Origin of the sequence: Comamonas testosteroni, assembly GCF_000761245.1 — a bacterium.
Classification (GTDB): Bacteria; Pseudomonadota; Gammaproteobacteria; order Burkholderiales; family Burkholderiaceae_C; genus Comamonas; species Comamonas testosteroni_C.
The window spans coordinates 1-24,756 of sequence record NZ_AWOR01000032.1 but is presented as its reverse complement, the minus strand read 5'-3'; the positions used below and the strand labels follow the sequence as shown (position 1 = coordinate 24,756).

26 protein-coding genes are annotated in these 24,756 nt (G+C 60.4%); 17 read left to right on the top strand and 9 right to left on the bottom strand.

The genetic code is table 11. The features are described from left to right. Positions 1–204 precede the first annotated feature (204 nt). The gene (locus P353_RS29480; protein ID WP_198529033.1) at positions 205–615 is read right to left on the bottom strand and encodes a hypothetical protein; all 411 of its coding nucleotides are present in this window, start codon (positions 613–615) and stop codon (positions 205–207) included. A gap of 86 nt (positions 616–701) precedes the next feature. Here P353_RS29480 and P353_RS06855 point away from each other — a divergent pair, with 86 nt between their 5' ends. Continuing rightward, a complete protein-coding gene (locus P353_RS06855) occupies positions 702–1,199 on the top strand; it encodes a hypothetical protein (protein ID WP_034367160.1) in 498 nt (165 codons plus the stop codon). 251 nt (positions 1,200–1,450) lie between these two features. Here the strand turns inward: P353_RS06855 and P353_RS06850 are convergent, their stop codons facing one another. Beyond that, the gene (locus P353_RS06850; protein WP_052084761.1) at positions 1,451–2,815 is read right to left on the bottom strand and encodes an OprD family outer membrane porin; all 1,365 of its coding nucleotides are present in this window, start codon (positions 2,813–2,815) and stop codon (positions 1,451–1,453) included. Positions 2,816–2,933: 118 nt separating this feature from the next. Here P353_RS06850 and P353_RS06845 point away from each other — a divergent pair, with 118 nt between their 5' ends. Together P353_RS06845 and P353_RS06840 are read left to right on the top strand one after the other, a co-directional pair. Then, positions 2,934–4,103 carry a DUF1624 domain-containing protein gene (locus P353_RS06845; RefSeq protein ID WP_080750461.1) on the top strand — a complete coding sequence of 390 codons (1,170 nt, stop codon included), beginning with the start codon at positions 2,934–2,936 and terminating at the stop codon, positions 4,101–4,103. Positions 4,104–4,171: 68 nt separating this feature from the next. Beyond that, the gene (locus P353_RS06840) at positions 4,172–4,564 is read left to right on the top strand and encodes a Fur family transcriptional regulator (RefSeq protein ID WP_034367154.1); all 393 of its coding nucleotides are present in this window, start codon (positions 4,172–4,174) and stop codon (positions 4,562–4,564) included. Positions 4,565–4,838: 274 nt separating this feature from the next. Here P353_RS06840 and P353_RS06835 read toward each other — a convergent pair whose 3' ends face one another. Continuing rightward, positions 4,839–5,918 carry an SDR family oxidoreductase gene (locus P353_RS06835; protein ID WP_034367151.1) on the bottom strand — a complete coding sequence of 360 codons (1,080 nt, stop codon included), beginning with the start codon at positions 5,916–5,918 and terminating at the stop codon, positions 4,839–4,841. Between the two features lie 73 nt (positions 5,919–5,991). Between P353_RS06835 and P353_RS06830 the strand changes: the two genes are divergently transcribed. Together P353_RS06830 and P353_RS29065 are read left to right on the top strand one after the other, a co-directional pair. Further along, complete coding sequence (locus P353_RS06830) at positions 5,992–6,381, top strand: MerR family transcriptional regulator (RefSeq protein ID WP_012839044.1); 390 nt, start codon at positions 5,992–5,994, stop codon at positions 6,379–6,381. A gap of 397 nt (positions 6,382–6,778) precedes the next feature. Continuing rightward, on the top strand, positions 6,779–7,186 hold the full coding sequence (locus P353_RS29065) for a hypothetical protein (protein WP_157839533.1): 408 nt from the start codon (positions 6,779–6,781) through the stop codon (positions 7,184–7,186). 129 nt (positions 7,187–7,315) lie between these two features. Here P353_RS29065 and P353_RS06825 read toward each other — a convergent pair whose 3' ends face one another. Further along, entirely contained in the window at positions 7,316–7,750 is a 435-nt protein-coding gene (locus tag P353_RS06825; protein WP_034367148.1) for a hypothetical protein, read from the bottom strand. Between the two features lie 174 nt (positions 7,751–7,924). Here P353_RS06825 and P353_RS06820 point away from each other — a divergent pair, with 174 nt between their 5' ends. Together P353_RS06820 and P353_RS29060 are read left to right on the top strand one after the other, a co-directional pair. Continuing rightward, a complete protein-coding gene (locus tag P353_RS06820) occupies positions 7,925–8,125 on the top strand; it encodes a hypothetical protein (protein WP_034367145.1) in 201 nt (66 codons plus the stop codon). 139 nt (positions 8,126–8,264) lie between these two features. After that, a complete protein-coding gene (locus tag P353_RS29060) occupies positions 8,265–8,822 on the top strand; it encodes a hypothetical protein (RefSeq protein WP_157839532.1) in 558 nt (185 codons plus the stop codon). Positions 8,823–8,997: 175 nt separating this feature from the next. Here the strand turns inward: P353_RS29060 and P353_RS06815 are convergent, their stop codons facing one another. Then, positions 8,998–10,161: a GGDEF domain-containing protein gene (locus P353_RS06815; protein WP_034367143.1), complete on the bottom strand. Its 1,164-nt coding sequence runs from the start codon at positions 10,159–10,161 to the stop codon at positions 8,998–9,000. Between the two features lie 379 nt (positions 10,162–10,540). Further along, positions 10,541–10,816, bottom strand: coding sequence for an oxidative damage protection protein (locus P353_RS06810; protein ID WP_003053502.1), 276 nt, complete (start codon positions 10,814–10,816; stop codon positions 10,541–10,543). A 143-nt stretch (positions 10,817–10,959) separates the two neighbouring features. Between P353_RS06810 and P353_RS06805 the strand changes: the two genes are divergently transcribed. From P353_RS06805 to P353_RS06765, 9 genes are all read left to right on the top strand, one after another. Further along, the gene (locus P353_RS06805) at positions 10,960–11,991 is read left to right on the top strand and encodes a sulfate ABC transporter substrate-binding protein (RefSeq protein WP_034367141.1); all 1,032 of its coding nucleotides are present in this window, start codon (positions 10,960–10,962) and stop codon (positions 11,989–11,991) included. Positions 11,992–12,059: 68 nt separating this feature from the next. Further along, on the top strand, positions 12,060–12,656 hold the full coding sequence (gene ssuE / locus P353_RS06800; RefSeq protein WP_034367139.1) for an NADPH-dependent FMN reductase: 597 nt from the start codon (positions 12,060–12,062) through the stop codon (positions 12,654–12,656). Positions 12,657–12,877: 221 nt separating this feature from the next. Beyond that, positions 12,878–13,900, top strand: coding sequence for a sulfonate ABC transporter substrate-binding protein (locus P353_RS06795; protein ID WP_052084760.1), 1,023 nt, complete (start codon positions 12,878–12,880; stop codon positions 13,898–13,900). Between the two features lie 20 nt (positions 13,901–13,920). Continuing rightward, positions 13,921–15,003, top strand: a complete 1,083-nt coding sequence (locus tag P353_RS06790) for a sulfonate ABC transporter substrate-binding protein (protein WP_034367137.1) — start codon at positions 13,921–13,923, stop codon at positions 15,001–15,003. 23 nt (positions 15,004–15,026) lie between these two features. Next, complete coding sequence (gene ssuD, locus P353_RS06785; RefSeq protein ID WP_034367134.1) at positions 15,027–16,235, top strand: FMNH2-dependent alkanesulfonate monooxygenase; 1,209 nt, start codon at positions 15,027–15,029, stop codon at positions 16,233–16,235. 10 nt (positions 16,236–16,245) lie between these two features. Further along, positions 16,246–17,088, top strand: coding sequence for an aliphatic sulfonate ABC transporter permease SsuC (gene ssuC / locus P353_RS06780; RefSeq protein WP_034367131.1), 843 nt, complete (start codon positions 16,246–16,248; stop codon positions 17,086–17,088). 143 nt (positions 17,089–17,231) lie between these two features. Next, complete coding sequence (locus P353_RS06775) at positions 17,232–18,242, top strand: ATP-binding cassette domain-containing protein (RefSeq protein ID WP_034367128.1); 1,011 nt, start codon at positions 17,232–17,234, stop codon at positions 18,240–18,242. Between the two features lie 69 nt (positions 18,243–18,311). Further along, positions 18,312–19,244, top strand: coding sequence for a CysB family HTH-type transcriptional regulator (locus P353_RS06770; protein ID WP_034367125.1), 933 nt, complete (start codon positions 18,312–18,314; stop codon positions 19,242–19,244). A 359-nt stretch (positions 19,245–19,603) separates the two neighbouring features. Beyond that, entirely contained in the window at positions 19,604–19,819 is a 216-nt protein-coding gene (locus tag P353_RS06765; protein WP_034367122.1) for a TOBE domain-containing protein, read from the top strand. Between the two features lie 3 nt (positions 19,820–19,822). On the opposite strand, the gene P353_RS29475 is transcribed toward P353_RS06765, so the two are convergent. Together P353_RS29475 and putA are read right to left on the bottom strand one after the other, a co-directional pair. Next, positions 19,823–20,032, bottom strand: coding sequence for a hypothetical protein (locus P353_RS29475; protein ID WP_034367121.1), 210 nt, complete (start codon positions 20,030–20,032; stop codon positions 19,823–19,825). Positions 20,033–20,053: 21 nt separating this feature from the next. Continuing rightward, a complete protein-coding gene (gene putA, locus P353_RS06755; RefSeq protein ID WP_034367119.1) occupies positions 20,054–23,902 on the bottom strand; it encodes a trifunctional transcriptional regulator/proline dehydrogenase/L-glutamate gamma-semialdehyde dehydrogenase in 3,849 nt (1,282 codons plus the stop codon). A 115-nt stretch (positions 23,903–24,017) separates the two neighbouring features. Between putA and P353_RS06750 the strand changes: the two genes are divergently transcribed. Further along, positions 24,018–24,494 (top strand): Lrp/AsnC ligand binding domain-containing protein, encoded by a 477-nt coding sequence (locus P353_RS06750; RefSeq protein WP_034367116.1) that lies wholly within the window; start codon positions 24,018–24,020, stop codon positions 24,492–24,494. A gap of 26 nt (positions 24,495–24,520) precedes the next feature. Here P353_RS06750 and P353_RS29840 read toward each other — a convergent pair. Further along, positions 24,521–24,756: hypothetical protein (locus tag P353_RS29840; protein ID WP_232776317.1), on the bottom strand; the 236-nt coding region annotated here is incomplete at its 5' end.

Sequence of the window (24,756 nt, the reverse complement as noted above, 5' to 3'; positions counted from 1 at the left end):
AAATGCGCACCGATGACTGAGCCTGAGCAAGGCTTCGATGTGGGCCGCACAGGCCGCAAGCTGCCTGATCGTCCCGATCTTCCTGATGGGCTCGGGCATCATGGCGGTGCTCTACTCTCAGCTGTCGGATTCTGTGGCCATGCTTCGGGCCGGAGCGCTCGTGGGCCTGTTCGTCAACGGCATGATGGGCGAAGGCTCGGTGCTTCAGTCGCCATCGCAGACAAGCTTTCGCGTAGGGGAGCTTGACGAGATGAGTGCGAGGAGCGAAGTGATGAGGTCAAGCACTTCGAGCTTTTCGACTTTGCGCCAGTCCTCCGTCTCGGCGGAAACGCACTCGCCCTGCCAGCCAACGAGAACCAGCCAGGAGTCTGGCTTATGCGCGACATCCTGCATTGCTTGCTCTAGCTCGGTGCGAAGGCGATGCAGTTGATAGCCTTCGATGACACCGCCACCGTAAAGATCAATCAGCTCGCCTTTGTGGCGTTCGAGGTTTGCTGATTCAAAGTAGCGGTAAAGGAACCAGTAGTAGCCGTCGTCATTGAAGGTGACCGGCGATATCTCGCGGCAAGGCGTCTGGAGGTTGGCCTGATCGGCCAAGTACAAGGATACGGACATAGAGTGGCTGACGGACTGGGTAAGCCGACCGCAGAATGGGGGGCGGCTGGACTGAAGGGTTACCCCAAGGCGATATGAGAGGCGCAATGAAGCTCAGTTTGATGGCACTTTCAATTGTGGCTACGTTCCTCCTTGCAACCCGAGGCTGCGCAGGCCTCAACAGCTACTGGTACGAAGGCTATCTGCCTGAGGCGATCGAGATTGAAGAACTACTTTTTATTGAGGACAGCGGCGGCTTGAGAGAAGGTTGCGGAGCAGCTATCTACAAAATGGATGGGCTTTCGCTTGAACGCATTCGCACGAATGGGCTCGATGCCTTAAGAGATGCCAAGCAGGCCAGGCGGCATAAAGCGCGTGAATACAGTGACTGGAAGGAAACACCCTACGTTGAGCCGAAGGACGAAATAGTTCGAAACGGCTGGCTGACCGGTATGAACGAGGGGTGCTCGGATATTCCCTCCGAAATGCAGCGCGGCATCAATGAGGCGTTGAGAGAACCAGGCTCCTTCTATGCAACTGGGCATGAGTCTGGCTTGATCGTCATTCCCAAGCGTGGGTGGGTCATCTTCTCTCATTTCGGATGAAGATCGCTTGCGCGCCCTTTGGTTGCATGTACTTCCTCATCGCCATCCGATATCCGATATCCGATGCCTGCGCCGAGCGTCAGTTTCGCCTGCCTCCAGCGACGGCTCGTGGCCGGGACCTCCATTTCAATCCTGCCCTTGAAAGCGGTCGGCCGTGAACTTTCCCCGTCGACCGCTTCATGCCAGGTATCGGAAGAGAACGGGGCCGCATTGAATCACTGATTGCTGCCAATCAGGCAGTTCGTTCAGGTTTACAGGAGCTTGAATGGAAGCTCCGCTTGTAGTCGAAGCTGATTCATATTGGCTTCACCTTGCGCTTTATTCGTTCGATGCACTCCGTAGCGCAACTGCAAACTCAGATTCTTTGCCGCCCCATGTTGCACCGTGTATCGAACCTGAATGTCTCGCTCCCAGTGTTTGCCGTTGGCTGCCGAATAGCTGAGGCGGCTGGCATACACTGCGTTGAGACGGCTGTTGTCTATACCGGAGCCTCTGGTGTAGGCCACGCCCGCGCTCAATCCAGGGGTTGCAATGGAGCTCAGGTCCACGTCGTACCTGAGTTGCCATGAGGCTTCGCGCGGACCGTTGAAGTCGGACAGCTGCATCGCATTTTCCAGCCAGATGGAGCCGCGATTCACATAGTCAAACGGGTTGTTCCCGCGGACCTTCTGGTAGCCGAGTCCGAATTTGTGAGCACCTATGGCGTAGCTGCTCATCAAGCTCCAGGTGGTGGTGTCGATGACGCCGGACTTTGCCCTGCCGGTATCGGTGCTGCGATAGATATTCAGATTGAACGACAGTGAACGCTTATCTGGCAGGGGGAGTTTGTAGAAACTTCCCAAATAAGCGGTGTTCCAGTTGTCCGCGTATTGCCCGTAGTAGCTGCTGAGCGTCAGGTTGGTGATGGGTGTGAGCCATGTACCGCCTATAAAGCTGAAGGAGCTGCTGGTCACGCCCGAGTAGTTGGCCAGCAGGTCGGCACCGTTCTTGCGGGCGTTGCGGTCAGCCCAGCCGGTAAAGCGTCCGGCTTGCAGTGTGAGCGCAGGGATGTCTGTGCTGATGACTTGCCAGCCTCGATTGCTTTCAGGCAGCAATCGAGTATCGGACGAACTGAAGAGCGGGGACCTGCTCCGCATCTCGCCCACCTTCAGTTCGGTGGCTGAGATTCGGATTTTCAGCGCTGCGCCGGCGCGCCCAAAACGATCGGCAATCTCTTGTCCATTCCTGGCCACGTAGCGAGGTGTTGCGCGTGCATGGTTCGCTTCGGTACCTAGATTGAGGGCCCCATAGGCATGCGCATCAAGCCCCACTCCAACGAGGCCACGTGTGTAGCCTGATTCGTAATTGAGCATTAGCCCGTAGGCCGATTCGCGAGCAAGGGTTTGGCCTCTTTGCCCACTTGCGGCGCGAAAGCTGCTGCCATTTTGATAGTCGAGCTGCTCTGAAAGCATGCGGTTGCGCATGATGAGAGAACTGCCCTCGGCAAAGCCTTTGGCTTCGTCCTGTCCAATGGCGAAGGCCTTACCGCTGGCCAGGAACAAGGCCGCGACGATTGCAGGGGAGCAGAGGGTGGGGCGGGAGGTCTCGATAGGTTTTTCAGGGAAGACAGCGTGCATGTGCTCCTGCGTTCTTGGACCCATGGGTTGCTTGCCGGAAGGCAAGAGCTGGAGACATGTGCGGGTAAACATAGAGTTGATATGATAGTGATAATTCAATATCAATAGAGCAAGCAGCTTGTCACCTTCTTCGTCTTCGCTAGCGAGTGCTGGCCGTCTGCAATCGATCGATGCGCTGCGTGGTCTCGTCATGCTGTTCATGCTGCTCGACCATGTCCGTGAAACCTTTTACCTGCATCTGCAAGTACCGGACCCGATGGTGGTGGCAGACACTGCGCCCGGCCTGTTCTTTCCGCGCATGCTGGCCCATTTGTGTGCGCCTGTGTTTGTGTTTCTGACAGGCTTGGGGGCGTATCTGTATGCCAGCCGCCATGCCGAGGCGGGTCAGGCGAGTGCTGCGTCAGGCTTCCTGTGGCGGCGCGGCCTGTTCTTGGTGCTGCTGGAGGTGACGGTAGTCAACTTCGCCTGGACTTTCCAATTTCCCCCCACCAAGATCTTCCTGCAAGTGATCTGGGCCATTGGTCTTTCCATGCTGGCCCTGTCGGTGCTGGTGTGGCTGCCACGCAAGGCCTTGCTGCTATTGGGCCTGGTGCTGGTAGCAGGCCACAACCTGTTCGATAGCGTGCATTTCCCGGCGGATCACGTGATGCATATCCCCTGGGCAATCTTGCATGACCGTGGCTGGCTGGAGCTGGCGGGTTTGCAACTGCGCACGTCTTATCCCCTGCTTCCCTGGATTGGTGTGATCGCCCTGGGCTACGGCATCGGACCGTGGTTTGGCAAAGCCTGTGACCCGGCACAGCGCCGGCACCATTTGCTCGTTGCAGGCGTTAGCTGCCTGCTGGGCTTTGCGCTGCTGCGCACGCTGAACCTGTATGGCGATGCACCTTGGCTGGCCGGTGCGGATACGCTGCGGACGGTCATGTCCTGGTTCAATGTCACCAAGTATCCGCCCTCACTGTTGTTCCTGCTGTTGACGCTCGGCATCGGATTGCTGCTGCTGGGAGCGTTCGAGAAAGCAGCAGGCAGCCGCTGGCTGCAGCTTCTGGCCACGCTGGGGGCCGCGCCTATGTTCTTTTATGTGCTGCATCTGTACGTGCTCAAGTTCATGTACCTGAGCGCAATGGCGGTCTGGGGGGCCAACCAGGGGCAATTGTTCGGGCTGAGCAGTTTGCTTTGGCTATGGGTGATTTCGGCGCTGCTGGCCGTGACCTTGTATCCCGTCGTTCGCTGGTTTGCTGCACTCAAGCAGCGTCGACGCGACATCACCTGGCTCAAGTACCTGTAGGGGGCGGTCAAGGGGAGAGCCAGGGCACAATATTGCCTCCCCCGCTTCCATGACATAGCCTCGCCACAATGACCCCCTCCAAGCAACGATCCACGAAGCAGCGCGCGGCTATTGAGCAGGCCATGACGAAGGCCGACAGGCCGCTTGCGCCACAGGAGGTGCTGGAGCTGGCGCAGGCAGCGCTACCTGGGCTGGGGATTGCGACCGTGTACCGGGCGCTCAAAGCGATGGCTGAAGAGGGTTTTCTTCATGAGGTCCACTTGCCTGAGCGCACGCCCATGTATGAGGTGGCTCACCACGGACACCATCACCATTTCCAGTGCACCGTCTGCCAGCGGGTTTTCGATGTACATGCCTGTCCCGGCAACCTGGCGGGCTTGGCGCCATCTGGTTTTGTGGTCGATAGCCATGAAATTACGCTTTATGGCCGCTGTCGTGAGTGCGCATCCACCTTGTCGTGAGTGCGCGTCCAATTTGTCGCGGGGATGACCTCTATTGCCGTTAGCCGACTTGTTGATCAGTCAGCCCTGAATACGGATTCCATCCCAGACCAGCCATGCGATCTGCTGCCATGTCCGACATCATCTGGATGACTGCTTTCGCGTGTGTCGAAACGGTGCAGCAGACACTGGCGGACATTGGCAAGCGCACATCTGCGGCATGTCCGAGACCGCGCTGTCCTGCTTTGTACGACCACCTCGGATCTTGATGTTGTTTGGTGCCCCAAGGAGCAAGTCAGGCAGCCCTGTGCTTGGCTACCCAATGTGAGTTGACGAACATTGCAGTGTGCTGCAAAGACTGGCGTATATCCGGTTTGGCTATTCCATGCCTGTTGGCAAATTGCTCGACTGCTGCCGTATCAAAGCGAGTGGTCTGGATAAAGTCCAAGGCTTCAGCGCTTGTATTCAAGAACCGTGCGACGGGCGGAATACTCAGCAGCAGCTTCAGCAATCGCAGTGAAATGTGATGCCTGGGAGGCTTCAGGCCCATGGGGTGTGCCACCTGTCCCAGGAGCTCCCGCAAGTTGGGACTTTGGTCATCAAGCGCCAGCAGTTCCTGGCCCGCCATGGCAGGATCAAAAGCACAAGCTGCCACCAACTCAACCAGGTAATCCACGGTGACCAGTGGCAGCCAATGCTCGGCGGTACCGGGCACTGCAGCCAGCTTTCCCTGCGCAAGGTTGCGTATCAGCGCCACCAGAGGCTGACCGTCAAGGATATGCCCCGTGCGGCTGTGGCCACAGACCGTCGCGGGGTGGACAACGGTAACTTCCCCGCCCTTGGCGGACATGACCTGCAAAGTCGCAAAGTGCGCCTCCAGCTTGCTCGCCTCGTAAGCACCGACGTGCCGGTAGACGGCAGGCCAGTTGGTCCGCTCCGGATGACGAGGGTCAATTCCGATGCGCAGCAGATGTTCATGATTTTTCAGCATGTAGCCGCCGATCATCACCAAGCGGCTCTTTTGCTCAGCCGCCAGCAGCGCCACGCGCTTTGCCCCTTCTACATTGACCGCACGACAATGCTCCGATGAAAGCCCCCAAGCGAAATGGGCACCCAGGTGGAATACGACTCGGGCCTGCCTCAGCACTGCTTGGTCGGAAGGGCTCAGCCCGAGGTTGTCGCGCTCCAGGTCGCCAGCAACGGAAAATACCCGGGTGGCAATTCCTCCCAGATTGTCGACTTGCTCTCGCAGTGCAGCCAGCCGCTCTGGGTGGCGCATCAACACCCGGACGGTGTGACCTTTGGCACTCAGGTTCGCCAGCAAATGTTGACCGATGAAGCCGGTCCCTCCCGTGACAAAGCACTCCACGCTCATTCTCCTGCTCCTTGGTTGGGTGAGAAATCAAATGTAGAGTGTCGACCTAACTCTATAGTCAAGCGGTATTTTCATGAGAATCGGCGAACTTGAGACCCGTAGCGGCGCCAGCCGCCATACTTTGCGTTACTACGAGCAAATCGGCCTGATCTCGCCGACGCGACGAACCAACAACTATCGCGTCTACACTGCGCAAACTCTGCAGGATCTGACCTTTATCCAGCGCGCGCAAAGCATGGGTTTTTCGCTGGGGGAAATAGGGCAGATTCTGGATGCGCAGCGGAACAAGACGATCGATTGTGCTGACGGCGCCAAGCTCATTGAAAAGAAGATGGCGGAGATCAGGCAGAAAATCGCCGACCTCAAAAGCATTTATCGCTATCTGGATGAAGAGCGTGCAAACCTCGAAGCCAGCGCTGCCAGGCAACTTGAGCTGCAGCAACTGGCCAAGGCTTCGAGCTGAGCTGTCGGTATCCAGGAATGGAAGCTGCCGCAGGCTTGCGGTTTCAAGCCCCCGCTCAAGTATTTTCTGGAGCGTAGCGGCCAGACCCTGTCTGGTTCAGTGCCGGCTAGTGAGTCCTCTCGGTCTGCAATGTCTGCAAAGCAGACCTGAGGCGACAGCACGCGAAGCGCTGCGATGGGGGGATCTGTGACTGTCGCAGTCCGGCCATTCGCAGTCTTTCGGAGTTGGGTTAGCGGGATCCTTTCTATCTTGTGTTGCTGAAATTTCTTCTAGCCCGCAGTATTAGGTTCTCCGAAAATTCAGCGTCAAACAGGCATGCAATCTAATGGATACGTGCAAACTGGCTTCTAGCTTCCTAACCGTGACGTCATCCAGGAGCCTTCAGTCTGCTGTACTCTTGGCCGGTGCCTTTATTGTGTCTGCCTGTTCCAATGCAAACGAGGAACTTCCCGCCATTCTTCATGGGGTTAGTGCCGGCAGTGGTTACTCTTCCGCTTGCCCTGCACGTAAGGCAGAAGAAGTTTCAAGCATTCGCAAACTGGCCATTTCACCAGAACTCAATCAGCGCCTGCTCGAAGCGTTTCCTCCAGGGGCGACCGAAGAAGCACTGACAAACTTTCTTTTGAAGCAAGGCTTTAGCTTTCATGGTGCCTGTGATACCGACCCGCTCGTCCGCTATGCCTCCTTCAACCAAAAGGGAAAAGGTTCTCTAGCGCACCGCACTCATGCCCAAGTTTTCTGGGAAGTAGACGCTGACGGGAAAGTCGTTTGGACAAAGGGGGTCGTTGGCTTCAGTGGTCTCTGAACGAGTTCAGCGAGTCCAAACTCTGCGCAGGTCGGCTCGGGGTCGTCCAGAGCCTGTGCTCCCGGCCAGATGCAGACTTCCAAGCATCGCTTTAGAAGCTAAGCTGAATCCGCTATTGATCTGACAGGCTCATTGCTTCAGGAAGCGCGAATACGTCAGCAGGATTGAATCAAACATCGCACAGTCAACCCCTTTCTTTGACAGGTACTCTTGCGCGCTCTTGGATATCTCTTTAACGATGATCGCTCTGGCCACGATCTGATCATCTTTTGACACGGCCTGCTTACCCACCTCCTTCTCAACCGCTGAAAGCGCTTCCGAAAAATGAGTTCCACTTTTTGTCAGCCAGTTGACATAGGATTGGTTGGTAGGCATACCTTGCTTCTCGCAATACGCCGAGCTATGCCTAGCAAGCTCAAAAACCTGAATTTTTTGCACTGCTACTGAAAAAGACATCGCTTGCGCAACGTCAAAGAAGGCAACCGTTGATATTGCAAGAAGAAATGTTTTCATTTTTAAGGTCTGAGTGATCGGCGTCCTTCCATATTTGAGAATTATCTCCATTCGGAACCCAACCTCAATGATTGCTCAGGGCCGTGTCCTGCCGGTGCTTTCGGTCAAAAGTGTTCGTTGGGATTGAGCTCCAAGCTCAAAAGTGAACCAAACATGGTAGTCGTTCACACTGATCGACTCGCACCAAAAATTGATGGTCGTTCCGACTGACATACAGGAGAAGAAATGAAATCCTTCTTTGCCGCGCTATTGACAATGGAGGGGGTCTTAACGCTCGGACTTTGCGTAGCGCTTGAATTGATCATCATCTTCATCGTCTATCAGTATTTTCATAACATCGCGGGTTCTTTAGCTTTCTCGCTCATCGTCTTCGGTCCCGCCTCATTATTTGTTGGACCAAAACTTTATCGTTATTTTTCACGCTAACGACTGTCTCCTAAGGGGCGGTCGGCGACAGTCGCAGATCGGCCAAGAGCAGCCGCTTGAAAAGGCAAGATGCAAGTTATGCTGCATCATTTGCTGAACGACTAATGTGATCTGGTCATCACTTTATGGGCGGGACAGAATGGGTTTGATACTCCGAAGCGGGGATTCACGACGAGCAAAACAGTTCACGGCCTTCCTACTGGCAATCATTTGTATTGGAATATGGGCTGGGCTTAACCGCCGAAATTTCCTGCCAAGTGACTCTACGCATCAAGCCGCAGTGATCGCTGGGATTTTTGTGTCCTTTGTGAGTGCCTATGCACTCTTTCGTGATGCAAACCCAGATGCTCCATTCAATCGTTTTGGCCCAACTCGACGGACCTTTTTTGTGCTTCTGGGTGCAATGGTGACTTTCATCGCAGGATGGATGGCCACCTTCGGCATCGCTGCAGCAATCCTTCAGTTCGTTGTTGCTTCGCATGAGACTCAAACAACTGTGCAATTCGTGTACCCACCGCACGAAGGTAAAGGTTGCCGCTATCGACTAAAGCTAATCGCTTCTACCCCGCAAGTGGAAATAAGCCCTTGTGTTTCAGAAAAAATTTGGCGAATTGCTAAGCAGGGGGAGATCGCCACGGCAGTCGTAGCTTCAAACCCCCTCGGATTTCAATTTATTGATCTTCGGCCCGCCAACTGACAGACCGCTTTGGGTCGAATGGCGACAGCCGCAACCTGCCAGAAGCAGACATACCTGAGCCTCTGAGGGGCATCCGCTTCGGGCGCATCACGGTAACGACCATGGGGTCAGGGCACCGCCGAAGGTGAAGTACATCCGGGCTGCCGCACTGGCTCCAGTCGAGGCTAGAGGATCATCATTGCGTCCGCCCTGGCGGAAGCGGGGCGAGTTCCATCCGGTCCCGTCCCTTGCGCTTCGATGCGTAGAGGGCTTCGTCGGCCCGCTTGAGCCAATGTGACAGCTCGGTCTCGGGCTGGTCGAACAAGGTCGCACCGATGCTCAGGGACACTGGCTCCGGCGTTGCGAACATGGCGCGCGCTTGCTGCGCGAACGACTCGCGCAGGTTTTGCCCCAGCGCCTGCGCGGCGGCGGCGGAGACACTGCGCAGCAGAATCACGAATTCGTCCCCGCCCAGTCGTGCTGCCAGCGCGCCGTGGGGCAGCGAGCCGCGGATGAGGTCGCTCAGGGTCACCAGCAGGCGGTCGCCTGCATCGTGGCCGTGCAGGTCGTTGACCTGCTTGAAGTGGTCAATGTCGATCAGCAGCAGGGCACCAGGGCTGGTCGGCGAGGCCTGCCGCAGCAGCTCAGGTGCGCGCAGATAGAGCGCTCGGCGGTTGTCCAGGGCGGTCAGTGGGTCGCGGGCGGCGATCTGCGCGATACGCTCTTCACGGCGATGGCGCTCGGTGCCGGTCATGGACATCGCGAGCAGCATGATCGCCATCACGCCTTCCACCAGCGAGACCAGGATCACCGCGCCTCGGAAACTGGCCAGGTTGACGAAGGCGTCCGGTGCCACGGCCGAACCGGCCTTGGCCAGGTAGAACAGGCCGTGTGCCAGCAGAACGAAGCGCAGCTGCGCCGCGCCCACACTCAGCGCTGCGCCATGCGGGCGCAGCAGCAGGCCGGCGCGCAAGGTGATGACGGCAATCATCAGCGACTGGATGCCCAGCATCGTCTTGGACCACAAGGGCCCGTCGGGCAGAAACAGCATCGCCAGCCAGACGGCGGCCAGCAGCCACCAGGCGCGCGGCAGCCGGGTGCGCGTGAATCCGGCAACGCCTGCCAGGAACAGCCAGTGGGCGGCGATCAGCAAGCCGTTCGGGAACCAGATGCCGAACAGTACATAGCCGCTGGAGCGCAGCAGGGCCAGCCCGCTGCCCATGGCGATGATCGTGAACCCCGCGCTCCAGAGCAGCAGCGAGCGTTCGCGCACGCTGCTCCATTCTGCAGCCAGGTACAGCGCCGAGGCGGCGGCCATGGCCGCGGAGAGGACGAGCAGGGTGAAGGGATCGAGAACCATGGACGATGGATGTGTCAGCGCGGGTGGGCTCCGCGCGAGAGCCGTCCGGCCAGGGGCAAAGCGCGGGAGCCAATCAGCCGCTCGGTGGCGACGGTCGGGGCCGTGGCATTGAAATGGAACGGGCCACACGCGAGGCGAATTGTCTCAGGATGCGGATTTTCAAGCATCTCTTGTGGGCTGGGTCGCCGGGAGGAATTAACGGATGAAGCCGGGCATAAGGAGGGGATGTCCGACGCCGTTTCCGCCGCGATCAGCGGGCCGTCTTCGTTGACCGGCCGCATGCTGACCAGTCGTGCAATCTCGTTGTTACTGCTGCGAATTCACACATAAAAAAGCCCCGGGGCAGGGCCACGGGGCTTGGTGTGCGAGTCAGAAGAACTTACTCGGCGCTGGGGGGCACATAGCCGGCTGCAGCATCGGCACCGCCGCCAAAGAAATGGTTTTCCATCTGGCGAGCCAGATACTGGCGGGCGCGGGCGTCGGCCAGGTTCAGACGGTTTTCATTGATCAGCATGGTCTGGTGCTTGAGCCAGTCGGCCCAGGCCTGCTTGCTCACGCTTTCATAGATACGCTTGCCCAGTTCGCCCGGGGCAGGAGGGAAATCCAGGCCTTCAGCGTCTTGACCAAGCTTGATGCAGTGAACGGTACGTGCCATGTGTAGGGTCCTCTTGGTTGATTTCAGATGTTTGGGTAATAACAAACTGAAATCTTAGTAGTTTGAGTTTTAAGAATGCGGCTCAAGAATGCACAGCAACGGGGCAGAAGCCCGTTAACCATTCACTCCAAGAACACAGTCCAATGAAAAATCGTCGCAACTTTATCAAGTTTCCTCTGGCTGCCGGTCTGATTGCTGGCTTGACCCTCTCGGCTCTGCCCACATTGCCCGCTTTTGCACAAACCGGTGTGCAGCTGCTCAACGTTTCCTACGACCCCACACGCGAGCTGTATGTGAACTACAACCAGGCGTTTGCCAAGCACTGGAAGGCGACGCAGAACCAGGATGTGACCATCAAGCAGTCGCATGGTGGCTCGGGCAAGCAGGCGCGCTCCATCATCGACGGCATTGAGGCCGACGTGGCCACGCTGGCCCTTGCAGGCGATATCGACGCCCTGGTCAAGAACGGCAATGTCAAGGCCGACTGGCAAAAGCGCCTGCCGCACAACAGCGCGCCCTACAGCTCCACCATCGTGTTCCTGGTCAAGAAGGGCAACCCCAAGGGCATCAAGGATTGGGACGATCTGGTCAAGCCCGGCATCCAGGTGATCACGCCCAACCCCAAGACCTCGGGCGGTGCACGCTGGAACTATCTGGCAGCCTGGGAATTTGCCAAGCGCAAGTACGGCGGCGATGCACAGGCCAAGGATTTCATCACCAGGCTCTACAAGAACGTGCCCGTGCTGGACACCGGCGCGCGCGGCTCCACCGTGACCTTTGTGCAGCGCGGCCTGGGCGATGTGTTGCTGGCCTGGGAGAACGAAGCCTATCTGGCACTCAAGGAGTTCGGCCCCGAGAAGTTCCAGATCGTCGCGCCTTCGCTGTCCATCCTGGCCGAGCCTTCGGTGGCCGTGGTCGACAAGGTGGTCGATAAAAAGGGTACGCGTACCGTGGCCGAGGCCTATCTGAAGTATCTGTACTCCGAGGAGGCCCAGCGCATTGCTGGCAAGAACTTCTACCGTCCGACCGATACCAAGGTGGCAGCCGAGTTTGCCGGCCAGTTCCCCAAGCTGGAGCTGTTCACCATCGACAAGGCCTTTGGCGGCTGGGCAGCAGCAGACAAGGCTCACTTTGCCGACGGCGGCAGCTTCGATCAGATCTATACCAAGAAATAAGTGAAACGCAAGACGGGGGCACGATGAGTGCTCCTGTCTTTGCAATAACTAAAAGATAGAGCCAAGCCATGTCGATTTTGCTGATTGCCGGTAGTCCCTCGCAGCCCTCGCGCTCCAGTGCCCTGCTCAATGCCGTGGCCGCTCGCCTGCAGGCACAGGGCCTGAGCACCGAGCCCGTGCTGCAGCTCAACCAGCTGGAACCCACGGCCCTGTTGCATGCCCGCTTCGATCACCCCGAGATTCGTGCCGTGACCGATAGAGTGGCCCAGGCCGACGCGGTGGTGGTGGCCACACCCGTTTACAAGGCGGCCTATAGCGGCCTGCTCAAGGTCTTTCTCGATGTGCTGCCGCAGACGGCGCTCAAGGGAAAGCTGGTACTGCCCCTGGCCACTGGCGGTAGCCCTCACCATATGCTGGCGCTGGACTATGCGCTACGCCCCGTGCTGCAGTCGCTTGGCGCACGCCACATACTGCCGGGCATTTATGCCACCGACCAGGGTGTGCCTCTGCTGCCTGAAGGCGGCTATGGCCTGGCCCCCGAGATCGCCGAGCGCGTCGAGGATGCAGCCCAGCTGCTGGCCACCGATCTGCGCCGCAGTGCCCAATGGGCCGCAGCCAATGACTTTGAAAGCATTGCGTTTGCCGACGTGCGATGTAGCGTTTGAACTAACGCCCCCCTGAGCCGCGACGCAGCTACCCCCGAGGGGACGGCAGCATCGCTGCGGGGCGGCCCTTGCTTTCTGCCTCTCTGATGGGGCGGCGCCCATTTCTCCATGTCTCTGTTTTTGATAGCAGTCCCCGCACTGCAAAGGCCGAGTTGCGCCTGAAATCAGGCCGAAGGTGCGCCTGAAGTGTGTGGACTGCAAGCTCCGAGGATTGATTTCTCATGACCGATCGCAACAACACTTCTGCCGTCATTTCGTCGCAATTGCTGAACACCACACGCCGTCAGTGGCTGGCGGGTACGGCCGCCTCGGCGCTGGCCCTGGCCTCGGGTGGACTGCATGCGCAGCAGGGCAATGGCACGGCAGGCGGGCAGCGAGTGCTGCGTGTGGGCCATCAAAAAGGCTGGCTGTCGATTCTCAAGAATCGCGGCACGCTGGAAAAGCGCCTGACCCCGCTGGGCGTGGCAGTGCGCTGGGTCGAGTTCAATGCCGGCCCTGTGCAGCTGGAGGCGCTCAATGTCGGCTCGATTGACTTTGGCGATGTGGGCGAGGCTCCGCCCATCTTTGCCCAGGCCGCCGGTGCGCCCCTGGTCTATGCGGGTGCCACGGTGGCGCGCCCCGGTCTGGAAGCGGTGATCGTGCCCAAGGGCTCGGCTATCCGCAGTGTGGCCGATCTCAAGGGCAAGCGCATTGCCTACAACAAGGGCTCCAACGTCCATTACTTCCTGGTCAAGCTGCTGGAAAAGCATGGCCTCAAGTACGGCGATGTGCAGTCGGTCTTTCTGGCTCCTGCCGATGCGCGTGCCGCGTTCGAGAAGGGCTCGGTCGATGCCTGGGTGATCTGGGACCCGTTCCTGGCCTCGGCCCAGAAGGCTCTGGATGCACGCCTGCTGGCCGATGCCAAGGGCGTGGTCAACAACCGCGCCTACTACTTCACCTCGCGTGACTATGCGAGCCGCAATGCCGATGTGCTGCGCATCGCGATCGAGGAAATCGCCGCCATCGATGCCTGGGCCAGCAAGAACAAGAGCGCAGCAGCGGCAGAGCTGTCGCAGATCCTGGGCCTGGACACCGCCGTGACCGAGCTGTACCTGAGCCGCGCCGAGTTCGGCACCAAGGCCGTGAATGCCGAAATCCTGGGTGAGCAGCAAAAAATTGCCGACACCTTCTTCGATCTCAAGCTGATCCCCAAGAAGCTCAATTTGCTGCATGCCGCGCCCGTGGACTTGCTGGCCAGCCGCTGATTCATGAAAAGGTCATTGCCATGAGTTCTGCATCCCCTCCACCCCGTTTCCATCGCGGACGTCGCCAGGCTCTGCAACTGCTGGGCACTACGGCCTTCAGCTGGACCCTTGCCGCGCATTACGCCAACGATGCACTGGCCCAGCCTGTGCCGGCTGTTGCAGCTCCGGCCCAGTTGCGCATCGGCTATCAGAAGTCGGCCGTCAATCTGGTCGTGCTCAAGCAGCATGGCGTTCTGGAAAAGCGCTTTCCGGGCACCAAGATCAGCTGGCTGGAGTTTCCAGCCGGGCCGCAGCTGCTGGAGGCGCTGGCGGCCGGAAGCCTGGACTTTGGCCTGACCGGCGATTCGCCCCCTGTGTTTGCCCAGGCTGCGGGCAAGGATCTGCGCTATGTAGGGGCTGAGCCGCCCAAGCCTGAAAGCTCGGCCATTCTGGTACTCGCCGATTCTCCGCTGAAGAGCCTGGCCGACCTCAAAGGCAGGCGCGTGGCGCTGCAAAAAGGCTCAAGCGCCCATTACCTGCTGGTGCGTGCGCTGGACAAGGCAGGTGTCGCCTGGGCCGACATTCAGCCTGTGTATCTGGCCCCGGCCGATGCGCGTGCCGCTTTCGAGCGCGCAAGCGTCGATGCCTGGGCCATCTGGGACCCGTTCTATGCCGCCACCGAGCTGAGCATCCGAGCGCGCGTGCTGGCCAGCGGTGAAGGGCTGTCGGGCAACAACTCTTTCTATCTGGCCTCGCGCGGCCTGGTCGAGCACCATCCCCAGCTCATCAAGGCCTTGTTCGACGAGCTCACGCGCGCCGATCAGCTGGTGCAGACCTCGCGCAAGGAGGCCGTGCAACTGCTGGCCGCTTTCAGCGGGCTGGATGCGAATGTGGTCAGCCGCTTTATCGGCCGCAGGCCCAGCTCGCCGACCACGCTGCTCAATCCCGCCATCGTGCTCGAGCAGCAGCGCGTGGCCGATACCTTTTTTCGTCTGGGCGTGATTCCACGCCAGGTGAAGGTGGCCGACATCGTCTGGCAGCCCACAGCGGCGGAATACGCCGGCCATGGCCAGGCAAGCCCTGCCGCATCATCCATCACGCCCGCCGTGGCATCCAGGTTCTAAGTCAGGCTCAAGGAGATTGCGTCATGCAAGTGTTCTGGTTCATTCCCACCCATGGTGATGCCCGCTACCTGGGCAGCAGCGAAGGCGCACGCCAGCTGAGCCATGACTATGTCAAGCAGGTGGCCGTGGCGGCCGACAGCCTGGGTTATGAAGGCGTGCTGATTCCCACGGGCCGCTCCTGCGAAGACCCCTGGGTAGTGGCGTCCAGCCTGTTGCCCGTCACCAAGCGCCTGAAGTTCCTGGTGGCCGTGCGCCCCGGTCTGCATCAGCCCAGCCTGGCTGCGCGCATGGCAGCCAGCTTTGACCGGCTTTCCGGCGGGCGGCTGCTGATCAATCTGGTCACCGGCGGCGATCAGGCCGAGCTGGAGGGCGATGGCGTGTTTCTCGATCATGCGACACGCTATGAACAATCGGCCGAGTTCATCGAGATCTGGCGCGAGATTCTGGCGCGCAGTCATGAGGGAAAGTCGCTGGATTTCGAAGGTCGGCATCTGCAGGTCAAGGGTGCCAAGCTGCTGTTCCCGCCACTGCAAAAACCTTATCCACCCGTGTATTTCGGCGGCTCTTCGCCTGCCGCCCATGAGCTGGCGGCAGAGCAGGTCGATGCCTATCTGACCTGGGGTGAACCACCGGCCGAAGTCGCCAAAAAGATTGCCGATGTGCGCGAGAAGGCCGAGCGCCGTGGCCGCAAGGTCAAGTTCGGTATCCGCCTGCATGTGATTGTGCGCGAGACCGATGAAGAAGCCTGGGCCGACGCCGAGCGATTGATCAGCCGCCTCAAGGACGAGACCGTGGTACAGGCACAGGCTGCGTTTGCGCGCATGGACTCCGAAGGCCAGCGCCGCATGGCCCAGCTGCATGCGGGCGGCACCAAGCGCAGCCGCAAGGACCTGGAGATAAGCCCCAATCTATGGGCCGGCGTGGGTCTGGTGCGTGGCGGTGCGGGCACGGCCCTGGTGGGCAGCGCCCAGACCGTGGCCGATCGCATCAAGGAATATGCCGATCTGGGCATCGACACCTTTGTGCTCTCGGGCTACCCGCATCTCGAGGAAGCCTATCGCTTTGCCGAACTGGTCTTCCCGCTGTTGCCGGTCAACGTGCAGGAAAAGCTGGGTGGCGGCAATCCCGGCGGCCCGTTTGGAGAAACCGTGGCCAATCTGTACTCGCCGCGAGCCGCTGCTTCGGCAGCCGCTGCTCCAGAGCGTGAGCAGGTCCGAGTGTCGCAAAGCTGAAGGAGAGTGTATGAGTGATGTTCAAACGCTGACGTTGCAATCTGCTGCTCAGCCTGCAAGCCCGCCGGTGCCGCGCCTGGAGTTGCTGGCGCGTCAGTTCGCTTTGCGGCTGCTTCCCTGGCTGTTGCCGCTCGCACTGATCGCAGTCTGGCAGGCCGCATCGGCCTATGGCTGGCTGTCCACACGGGTGCTGCCCGCACCGCTGGATGTGTTGCGTGCAGCCTGGGCTTTGGCAGAGTCGGGCGAGCTATGGACCCATGTCAAGGTCAGTGCCGGGCGTGCGCTGGCGGGGCTGGCCATTGGCGGCAGCCTGGGCTTGCTGCTGGGTCTGCTCACAGGCTCGCTGCGCTGGGCCGAGACGCTGCTCGATTCCACGATCCAGATGGTGCGCAACATCCCTGCGCTGGCGCTGATTCCGCTGGTCATTCTGTGGTTCGGTATCGACGAATCGGCCAAGCTGTTTCTGATCAGCGTCTCGGTGTTCTTTCCCATCTATCTGAACACCTTTCACGGCATTCGCAACGTGGACCCAGGTCTGATCGAGATGGGCCGCAGCTATGGCCTCACGCGCTGGCAGCTGTATCGCGACATCGTCTTGCCGGGAGCGTTGTCTTCCATCCTGGTGGGCTTGCGTTTTTCGCTGGGGCTGATGTGGGTGATTTTGATCGTGGCCGAGACCATCTCGGCCCAGGCAGGCATCGGCTACCTGACCATGAATGCGCGTGAATTCCTGCAGACCGATGTGGTGCTGGTGGGCATCTTGCTCTACGCAATCCTGGGCAAGCTGGCCGATGTGTTTGCCCGTTCGCTCGAGCGCTGGTGGTTGCGCTGGCATCCGGGGTATCAGGGGTGACTCCCCCTGAGCCGCTGCTCGGCTTCCCCCTCTCTCTTCGGGAGGGGGACGACATCCTCGCTGCGAGACGGCTCTTGCTGGATGTCTCTGGCCTGGGTAGTGCGCTTTTTGGGGCTTGGTGGAAAGAATGAGAGGAGCTTGCGATGAGCAGTTTGTGGAATCGTTTGACGCAGTCGCTGGTGAGTGCCGGTGCCTTGAATGCGCGTCAGCCGCTGGTGGCATGGGAGGCATCCTGGGACGAGGCCGAGGCCTTGCAGGCTAGCGGCCAGCTGTGGCACAGGGCCGAGGATGCGAAAGAGGAAAAAAAGGGCAGCGACCAGCGCCCGGACGCGCAGCAGAAGGAGCAGGCCGAGGGCGCGCAGGGGGTGAATCTGCAGACGCGGCAGCTGACCAAGCGCTATGGCGGGCGTGAAGTGCTCAAACAGGTGCAGCTCGATGTTCAGCCCGGCGAGTTCATCGCCATCGTTGGGCGCAGCGGCTGCGGCAAGTCCACCTTGCTGCGCCTTGTGGCAGGGCTGGAAGAGGCCAGTGCGGGGCAACTGCTGATCGATGGGGGCGATGCGCGCGAGCAGCGCCGCCAGAGCAGGGATACGCGCATCATGTTCCAGGACGCGCGTCTGCTGCCCTGGAAGCGGGTGCTGGACAACGTGATTCTGGGTCTGCCCGATTCGGCACGCGAGCGCGGCCGCAAGGTGCTGGCGCAGGTCGGGCTGGCTGACCGCGAAAATGAATGGCCGGCGCGGCTGTCTGGCGGCCAGCGCCAGCGCGTAGCCCTGGCCCGTGCCCTGGTTCACCAGCCGCGGCTGCTGCTGCTCGACGAACCTCTGGGCGCTCTCGATGCGCTCACGCGCATTGAGATGCACCGCCTCATCGAAGGGCTGTGGCTCAGCCACGGCTTCACGGCCTTGCTGGTCACTCACGATGTGCAGGAAGCCGTGGCTCTGGCCGATCGCGTGGTGCTGATCGAGGATGGGCGCATTGCGCTCGACGAGCGCATCGATTTGCCGCGCCCGCGTGTGCATGGCGATGCCCGCTTTGCTGCGCTGGAGACACGCATTCTGGATCGCGTGCTGCAAAAGCCCGAGTCAGAACAGGCAACCGGGTTGCCGAGTTGGCCTGGCGTGCCGGCTACGGGCCTGCGCTGGGCGATCTGAGCATCCAACGACAACAAAGAGAAACAGGCGGCTGGCGCAGCCACAAGCTGTGCCGCCTGCCATCAAGATATGAATTTTCAGCAACTGCGTTCGGTTCGTGAAACCGCAAGGCGTGGCTTCAATCTGACCGAAGTGGCGGCCATGCTCCACACCTCGCAGCCCGGCGTGAGCCGGCAGATTCGCGAGCTCGAGGAGGAGTTGGGCATCGATATATTCGTGCGCGCCGGCAAGCGCCTGACGGGGCTGACGCCGCCCGGCACGGCCTTGCTGCCTATTGTCGAGCGCATGCTGCTCGAAGCCGACAATCTGCGTCGCGCGGGCGAGGACTTTCACGCCAGCGAGCGCGGCGGTCTGTCGATTGCTGCCACGCATTCCCAGGCACGCTATGCCTTGCCCCAGGTGGTGCGTGATTTCCGCAGGCTCTACCCCCAGGTTTCGCTGCATCTGCATCAGGGCTCGCCACGCCAGGTGGCCGAGATGCTGCTCTCGGGCGAGGCCGATATCGGCGTGGCCACCGAGGCGCTGGGCAGTTATGAGAATCTGGTGACTCTGCCTTGCTACCGCTGGTCGCACAGCGTGGTCGTGCCGCCCGGCCATGAACTGCTCGATACAGAAGGAGCACTGACGCTGCAAGCGCTGGCGCGCCACCCCATCATTACCTACGAGCAGGGTTACACGGGGCGTGCCCATATCGACAAGGCGTTTGCGGCGACCGGGCTGGTGCCTGATGTGGTGCTTACCGCCATGGATGCCGATGTAATCAAGACCTATGCGGAGTTGGGCATGGGCGTGGGCATCATTGCCTCCATCGCCTTCGATGCCGAGCGCGACCGCCATCTGCGTGCTATCGATGCTCGCCACCTGTTTGAGGTCAATCTCACGCGCCTGGCCCTGCGCCGCGATGCCTGGCTGCGTGGCTATGCCTATGCCTTCATTGAGAGCTTTGTGCCTACGCTGACGCCCGAGGTGGTGCGTGCGGCACTGCAATCTGTTGAAGACTGAGTTTCAACGCGACTTTCTGAAAGAGCTTCAAGCCCCTGGTATTGCGCTGCACGGGGCGAATATGCAGCAGGGGCCGGCACAGGTGTTGCTCAATGTCTCGCGCTTTTTTGCGCAGCCATATCGTGGTGATGGGCGTCTTTGTCATCCGCACGATCGGGCTGCTATTGGGCTGCTGCTCGATGTCTGGCCGCGCAGGCTGCTGCCGCTGTATGGATGCTGGTTTTCATAAGATGTTTTTGGCATAAAAATTTTTGTTTTTATTCTTTTGAGTTTTTTGGAGAAGGTTTCAGAATCGTTTTCATGCAGTGCAGCAAACACTGTTTTTCAGAACCTTTCATGACTTCTCAGGAGAAATTTGTATGTCCATTCAAGCCATCAACGTACGCAATCAGTTCAAGGGCAAGATCAAGGAAATCATCCGCGGTGATGTGGTCTCAGAAGTGGATGTGGAAACGCCTTGGGGCATCGTCACTTCGGTGATCACCACGCGCTCGGTCAATGATCTGGGTTTGGCGGTGGGCTCGGAGGTTGTAGCTCTGGTCAAGTCCACAGAGGTGTCCATCGCCAAGCTGTAAATCTCATTTACTTTCAAAGAGCACCCAGCGCAGGTACTGCTTGCGCTGGGTGCTTTCTTTTTGGGACGCGCTGATACCCCCCTTGATACGTTGTTGCTTTGCTTTGCCGTACTTTTGTACTGTCTGCGGCTTCGCGCCTAGTCTCAATAGCAAACCTGCAGTTTGCCGGGTAGTGTTGGCGGTTCTGAGGGGCGTGGCGAGTATCGGGCGCATAGCGCCTCAGGGGATGTTTGGCTATTCCAGCGTCATCAATGCCGCATTGCCGCCCGCTGCTGCCGTGTTGTACGACAGAGCTCGCTCATGCCAGAGCCGCTCCAGTCGAACGGGCTGGCCTGCCACACAGCGTGTGGGCAGTATCAACGGGCCGGGGCGCCTTGCCAAGGCCTGCGCCCAGCGTAGAAATTGAGGGTCGTCGCATTCCAGCAGTGCTGAATCCATGGCCTCGGTTTCCGCAATTTCCTCGATGCTCAGCCCGGCAGGCAACAGCAGCACATGGCGGCGCAGTGGCTCTGGCAGCTTGCCGTGAACTTCGGTGCCTAGCGGTCCGGGTGCCAACAGTGCTCGCGAGCCGCAGGCCAGTACGGCAGCCAGTTGCTGCAGCAGCATGGTTCTTTCCTGCGCCAGGCACAGTGTGAGCGGCTTGCCAAGCAACTGGTAGAGGTTGCGCTCGCCTGTGGGTCCGGGCAGCAGGCGCACGGCATGCAGATCGGGCAGGGCCGATTGCAGGCGCTCGCAATCGTGGCTGACGATGGCCTCACCGTGCTGCCTGGCCCAGTGGCCCAGCTGCCGCAAGGCGGTCGCCGCTGCTGCCGTGACAGGCGTGGCATTGGCCTGTGCCTCTCCGGATTGATGCAGCAGCAGACTGAGCAAGCGCAGGGGCGAGCCGGGTGTCTGCTGCAGGCGCGGCAGATACAGGGGGCCGCCGGCCTTGGGGCCGGTGCCCGACAGCCCCTCGCCGCCAAAGGGCTGAACACCGACAACGGCCCCCACCATATTGCGATTCACATACAGATTGCCTACATGTGCCGCCTGGGCGACCTGCTGAACGGTTTCGTCGATGCGCGTGTGCAATCCCATGGTCAGGCCGTAGCCCAGCGCGTTGATGCGCTCCAGCAACTGCGGCAACTCGCGCCTTTGATAGCGCAGTACATGGAGTACGGGGCCGAAGACTTCGCGCTTGAGCTGATGCAGGTCGGGCAGCTCGATCAGCGTGGGAGCCACAAAATGCCCCTGTGCGGCAGTTTCCGGGCTTAGCGGCGATTGATGGATGCGCAGACCCAGAGCCCTGAGCCTGGCGATATGCCGCTCGATACCAGCCTTGGCATCGGCATCGATCACGGGCCCCACATCGGTGGCCAGCTCGGCCGGGTTGCCGCAATGCAGCTCTTGCATGGCACCGCGCAGCATGGCCAGCAGCCGGTCGGCGCAGTCGCTTTGCACGCACAGCAGGCGCAGAGCCGAGCAGCGCTGGCCCGCGCTGTCAAAGGCGGATGCAGCAATGTCCTGCACGGCTTGCTCGACCAGGGCGGATGAGTCCACCAGCATGGCGTTCTGACCGCCGGTCTCGGCCACCAGCACCACGGGCTGGCCGTCGGGGCGCAGCCTGGCGGCGGTCTGCAGCGCCAGCAGTCGCGCCACCTCGGTGGAGCCGGTGAACAGCACGCCTGCCACGCGCGCATCGGCCACCAGCGCGGCACCCACGGTCTCGCCCCGGCCGGGCAGCAATTGCAGAACGTCTGGCGCAATGCCGGCCTGATGCAGCAGGCGCACGGCTTCAAGAGCGATCAGCGGGGTCTGCTCGGCGGGCTTGGCCAGCACCACATTGCCGGCGCCCAGGGCGGCTGCGACCTGGCCGGTGAAGATGGCCAGTGGGAAATTCCAGGGGCTGATGCAGACCACAGGGCCTATGCCGGGGGCGAGCAGATCCGCATCGGCCTGCCGCCGAATCTGAGCCGCGTAATAGTGCAGAAAGTCCACGGCCTCGCGGACTTCGGACACGGCATTGGACGCTGTCTTGCCGGCTTCGCGCATCAGCAGGCTCATCAGCGGCTGCATCTGCGTTTCAAAGAGCTCGGCAGCGGTCTGCAGCAGATTGGCACGCAGCTCGGCCGGGCTCGCCTGCCAGGCGGGCTGGGCCTGTGCGGCCGCCTGCAGCGCCTGCTGAATCTGCACGGGCCCGGCATCGCTGACATAGCCCAGCAGCTCCTGATGGCTGGCCGGGTTGGTTATGGCTGTGCCGATGGCGCCGGCGGCATGCACGGCATGGATACCCTGGCGAAGTTGTGCGGGCCGGCTTTGTGCAAGCGCTTGAGACAGAGTGCTCAGCACACCGTCATCGCTCAGGTCCAGACCTGAGGAGTTGCGGCGCTGTTCACCCAGCAGCTCGCGCGGCAGCACTATGCGCGGGTGGGGCAGGCCTATGTCATCGGCCGCAAGAAGTGTCTCCACCCCGGCTCGGGTTTGGGGATACGATTGGCCCTCAGCCCAGGTTTGGTCTGCAGGGGCTGCTATCAAATCAGAGATGGGCCAGTCGGGGTTGGCGATGCGGTGCACGAATGAGCTGTTGGCTCCGTTTTCCAGCAGGCGGCGCACCAGATAGGCCAGCAGTGTCTCGTGCGTACCCACGGGAGCATAGATGCGGCAGGGGCGGCGCGCGGCCTTGTCCTCGGCCTCGACCACATGCATGTAGAGCTGCTCGCCCATGCCGTGCAGGCATTGAAACTCATAACGTCCAGCGCTGTAGGGCTGGGCACCGGCCAATGATTCGATGCTGGCCACGGTCTGGGCGTTATGCGTGGCGAATTGCGGATAGATGGCGCTGGGGGCGGCCAGCAGCTTGCGAGCGCAGGCAATGTAGGCCACATCGGTGTGGTGCTTGCGGGTGTAGACCGGGTAGTCGCTCAGACCGTCGATCTGGGCGCGCTTGATTTCGCTGTCCCAGTAGGCGCCTTTGACCAGGCGCACCATCAGACGGCGCTCGCTGCGACGGGCCAGGTCGATCAGATAGTCGATCACATAGGGACAGCGTTTTTGGTATGCCTGAATTACAAAGCCCAGGCCGTTCCAGCCGGCCAGGCCAGGGGCGTGGGCCAATTGTTCCAGCAGGTCCAGCGACAGCTCCAGGCGGTCGGCTTCTTCGGCGTCGATATTGAGCCCTATGTCGTAGCTGCGTGCCAGCTCGCACAGTTGCAGCACGCGCGGCAGCAGCTCGGTCATCACGCGCTGCCATTGCGCGCGGCTGTAGCGCGGGTGAAGGGCACTGAGCTTGATGGAAATGCCCGGCCGTTCATAGACGCCCTTGCCGCCAGCGGGCTTGCCGATCGCATGAATCGCATTCACATAGGACTGCATGTAGCGCTGTGCGTCCTCGGCGGTGAGGGCGGCCTCGCCGAGCATGTCGTAGGAATAGCGAAAGCCTCTGGCCTGCAACTCGCGAGCGCGCTCCAGAGCCAGGGAAATGGTCTCGCCCATCACAAACTGCTCACCCATCAGGCGCATGGCCATGTCCACGCCCTTGCGCACCAGCGGCTCGCCGCCCCTGGCTGTGATGCGTTTGAGCGCCGCGAGCAGGCCTGACTCGCTATGCGTATCGACCAGCTTTCCTGTGACCACCAATCCCCAGGCGGCAGCATTGACAAAGAGCGAGGGGCTCTTGCCCAGATGCGCCTGCCAGTCGCCGCCGCGCAGCTTGTCGCGGATCAGCGCGTCGCGCGTGGCGGCATCGGGTATGCGCAGCAAGGCTTCGGCCAGGCACATCAGCGCCACGCCTTCCTGCGAGGACAGCGAAAACTCCTGCAACAGACCTTGCACCAGCCCCTGGCGCCCAGCGCTGGCGGGTTGGGCGCGCAGTTGCTCGACCAGCTTTTGCGCATGGGCAGCGACCTGGGCAGCCTGGGCGGGCGGCAGTGTGGCTGCAGGCAGCAGCCGGGCCACGGCATCGGGCTCGGCCATGCGGGTGGCGCAACTGATGGCTTGACGCAGTTCATCGGCAGGGCGGCTGGAATCTGGCAGCGCAGTGAAAGTCGGCATGTCTGTGCAGGTGTCGTAGAGCCTGGACGCGAGCGGGTGCGCGGCCTTCACCATGTTCACAGCTGCATTGCATGCGGCCCGGGCGCAGCTGTCTACATAGGGAAAATCATTGCTGGTTTGTCGAAAAATGAATCACTATATTTGGTGAATTAAAAAGAGGAATTCACCAATGATGGATGCTTCGGAAGTGGATATCGACAGGATTGATCGAAAAATACTGGCAATTCTGCAAACCGATGGGCGCATCTCCAATCTGCGCCTGGCAGAGCAGGTGGCGCTGTCGCCCACAGCCGTACAGGCCCGCGTGGCCCGGCTTACGCGCGATGGCTACATCCTGGGCTACGAAGCGCGGCTGAACCCGCAGAAGCTGGGTGTGGGCATGACGGTGTTCGTCGAGGTGCTGCTGGACCGCACCACGCCCCATGTGTTTGACGAATTCAAGGCCGCTGTGCTGGCTTACCCGGCCATCATGGAGTGCCATATGGTGGCAGGAGGGTTTGACTATCTGCTCAAGACCCGTATGGCCGATATGGCGGCCTACCGTGACTTCGCGGGCCGTGTGCTTTGGCAGCTTCCGGGCGTACGCGAGACCAGAACCTATGCGGTGATGGAAGAGATCAAGGACGATGCGCGGCTGCCTTTGTAGGAGAAAAGCGCGTCTGAATGAAGGGATCAGGACTCTGTATCTGCGTTGACGCGGGCTAGCAACAACTGCTTTTTCTGGAATGGGTGGGTCGCAAAAAATATGTAAATAATTGATACACACAGAGGTGGTTGCCGCAGCGCAAGCGCGACGCAGGCTGCGGCACAAGCTGTGCAGTTTTTCTCGATTAATGACCAAAAAGCGGCATCTATGAGAGTCAATGCACCAGTGACCCAGCGGGAGTACAGCTTTGATGAGCACGCGA

Excerpts from the sequence above, each read along its gene's own strand:
- P353_RS29060 (WP_157839532.1), top strand. The coding sequence starts at position 8,265 with ATGGGTTTGATACTCCGAAGCGGGGATTCACGACGAGCAAAACAGTTC.
- P353_RS06810 (WP_003053502.1), bottom strand. The coding sequence starts at position 10,816 with ATGGCACGTACCGTTCACTGCATCAAGCTTGGTCAAGACGCTGAAGGC.
- P353_RS06855 (WP_034367160.1), top strand. The coding sequence starts at position 702 with ATGAAGCTCAGTTTGATGGCACTTTCAATTGTGGCTACGTTCCTCCTT.
- P353_RS29480 (WP_198529033.1), bottom strand. The coding sequence starts at position 615 with ATGTCCGTATCCTTGTACTTGGCCGATCAGGCCAACCTCCAGACGCCT.
- putA (WP_034367119.1), bottom strand. The coding sequence starts at position 23,902 with ATGGTGAAGGCCGCGCACCCGCTCGCGTCCAGGCTCTACGACACCTGC.
- P353_RS06850 (WP_052084761.1), bottom strand. The coding sequence starts at position 2,815 with ATGCACGCTGTCTTCCCTGAAAAACCTATCGAGACCTCCCGCCCCACC.
- P353_RS06750 (WP_034367116.1), top strand. The coding sequence starts at position 24,018 with ATGATGGATGCTTCGGAAGTGGATATCGACAGGATTGATCGAAAAATA.
- P353_RS06795 (WP_052084760.1), top strand. The coding sequence starts at position 12,878 with ATGACCGATCGCAACAACACTTCTGCCGTCATTTCGTCGCAATTGCTG.
- ssuE (WP_034367139.1), top strand. The coding sequence starts at position 12,060 with ATGTCGATTTTGCTGATTGCCGGTAGTCCCTCGCAGCCCTCGCGCTCC.
- P353_RS06825 (WP_034367148.1), bottom strand. The coding sequence starts at position 7,750 with ATGGAGATAATTCTCAAATATGGAAGGACGCCGATCACTCAGACCTTA.
- P353_RS06840 (WP_034367154.1), top strand. The coding sequence starts at position 4,172 with ATGACCCCCTCCAAGCAACGATCCACGAAGCAGCGCGCGGCTATTGAG.
- P353_RS06835 (WP_034367151.1), bottom strand. The coding sequence starts at position 5,918 with ATGAGCGTGGAGTGCTTTGTCACGGGAGGGACCGGCTTCATCGGTCAA.
- P353_RS06805 (WP_034367141.1), top strand. The coding sequence starts at position 10,960 with ATGAAAAATCGTCGCAACTTTATCAAGTTTCCTCTGGCTGCCGGTCTG.
- P353_RS29475 (WP_034367121.1), bottom strand. The coding sequence starts at position 20,032 with ATGCGCCCGATACTCGCCACGCCCCTCAGAACCGCCAACACTACCCGG.
- P353_RS06790 (WP_034367137.1), top strand. The coding sequence starts at position 13,921 with ATGAGTTCTGCATCCCCTCCACCCCGTTTCCATCGCGGACGTCGCCAG.
- P353_RS06765 (WP_034367122.1), top strand. The coding sequence starts at position 19,604 with ATGTCCATTCAAGCCATCAACGTACGCAATCAGTTCAAGGGCAAGATC.
- P353_RS06830 (WP_012839044.1), top strand. The coding sequence starts at position 5,992 with ATGAGAATCGGCGAACTTGAGACCCGTAGCGGCGCCAGCCGCCATACT.
- ssuD (WP_034367134.1), top strand. The coding sequence starts at position 15,027 with ATGCAAGTGTTCTGGTTCATTCCCACCCATGGTGATGCCCGCTACCTG.
- P353_RS06820 (WP_034367145.1), top strand. The coding sequence starts at position 7,925 with ATGAAATCCTTCTTTGCCGCGCTATTGACAATGGAGGGGGTCTTAACG.
- P353_RS06815 (WP_034367143.1), bottom strand. The coding sequence starts at position 10,161 with ATGGTTCTCGATCCCTTCACCCTGCTCGTCCTCTCCGCGGCCATGGCC.
- ssuC (WP_034367131.1), top strand. The coding sequence starts at position 16,246 with ATGAGTGATGTTCAAACGCTGACGTTGCAATCTGCTGCTCAGCCTGCA.
- P353_RS06775 (WP_034367128.1), top strand. The coding sequence starts at position 17,232 with ATGAGCAGTTTGTGGAATCGTTTGACGCAGTCGCTGGTGAGTGCCGGT.
- P353_RS06770 (WP_034367125.1), top strand. The coding sequence starts at position 18,312 with ATGAATTTTCAGCAACTGCGTTCGGTTCGTGAAACCGCAAGGCGTGGC.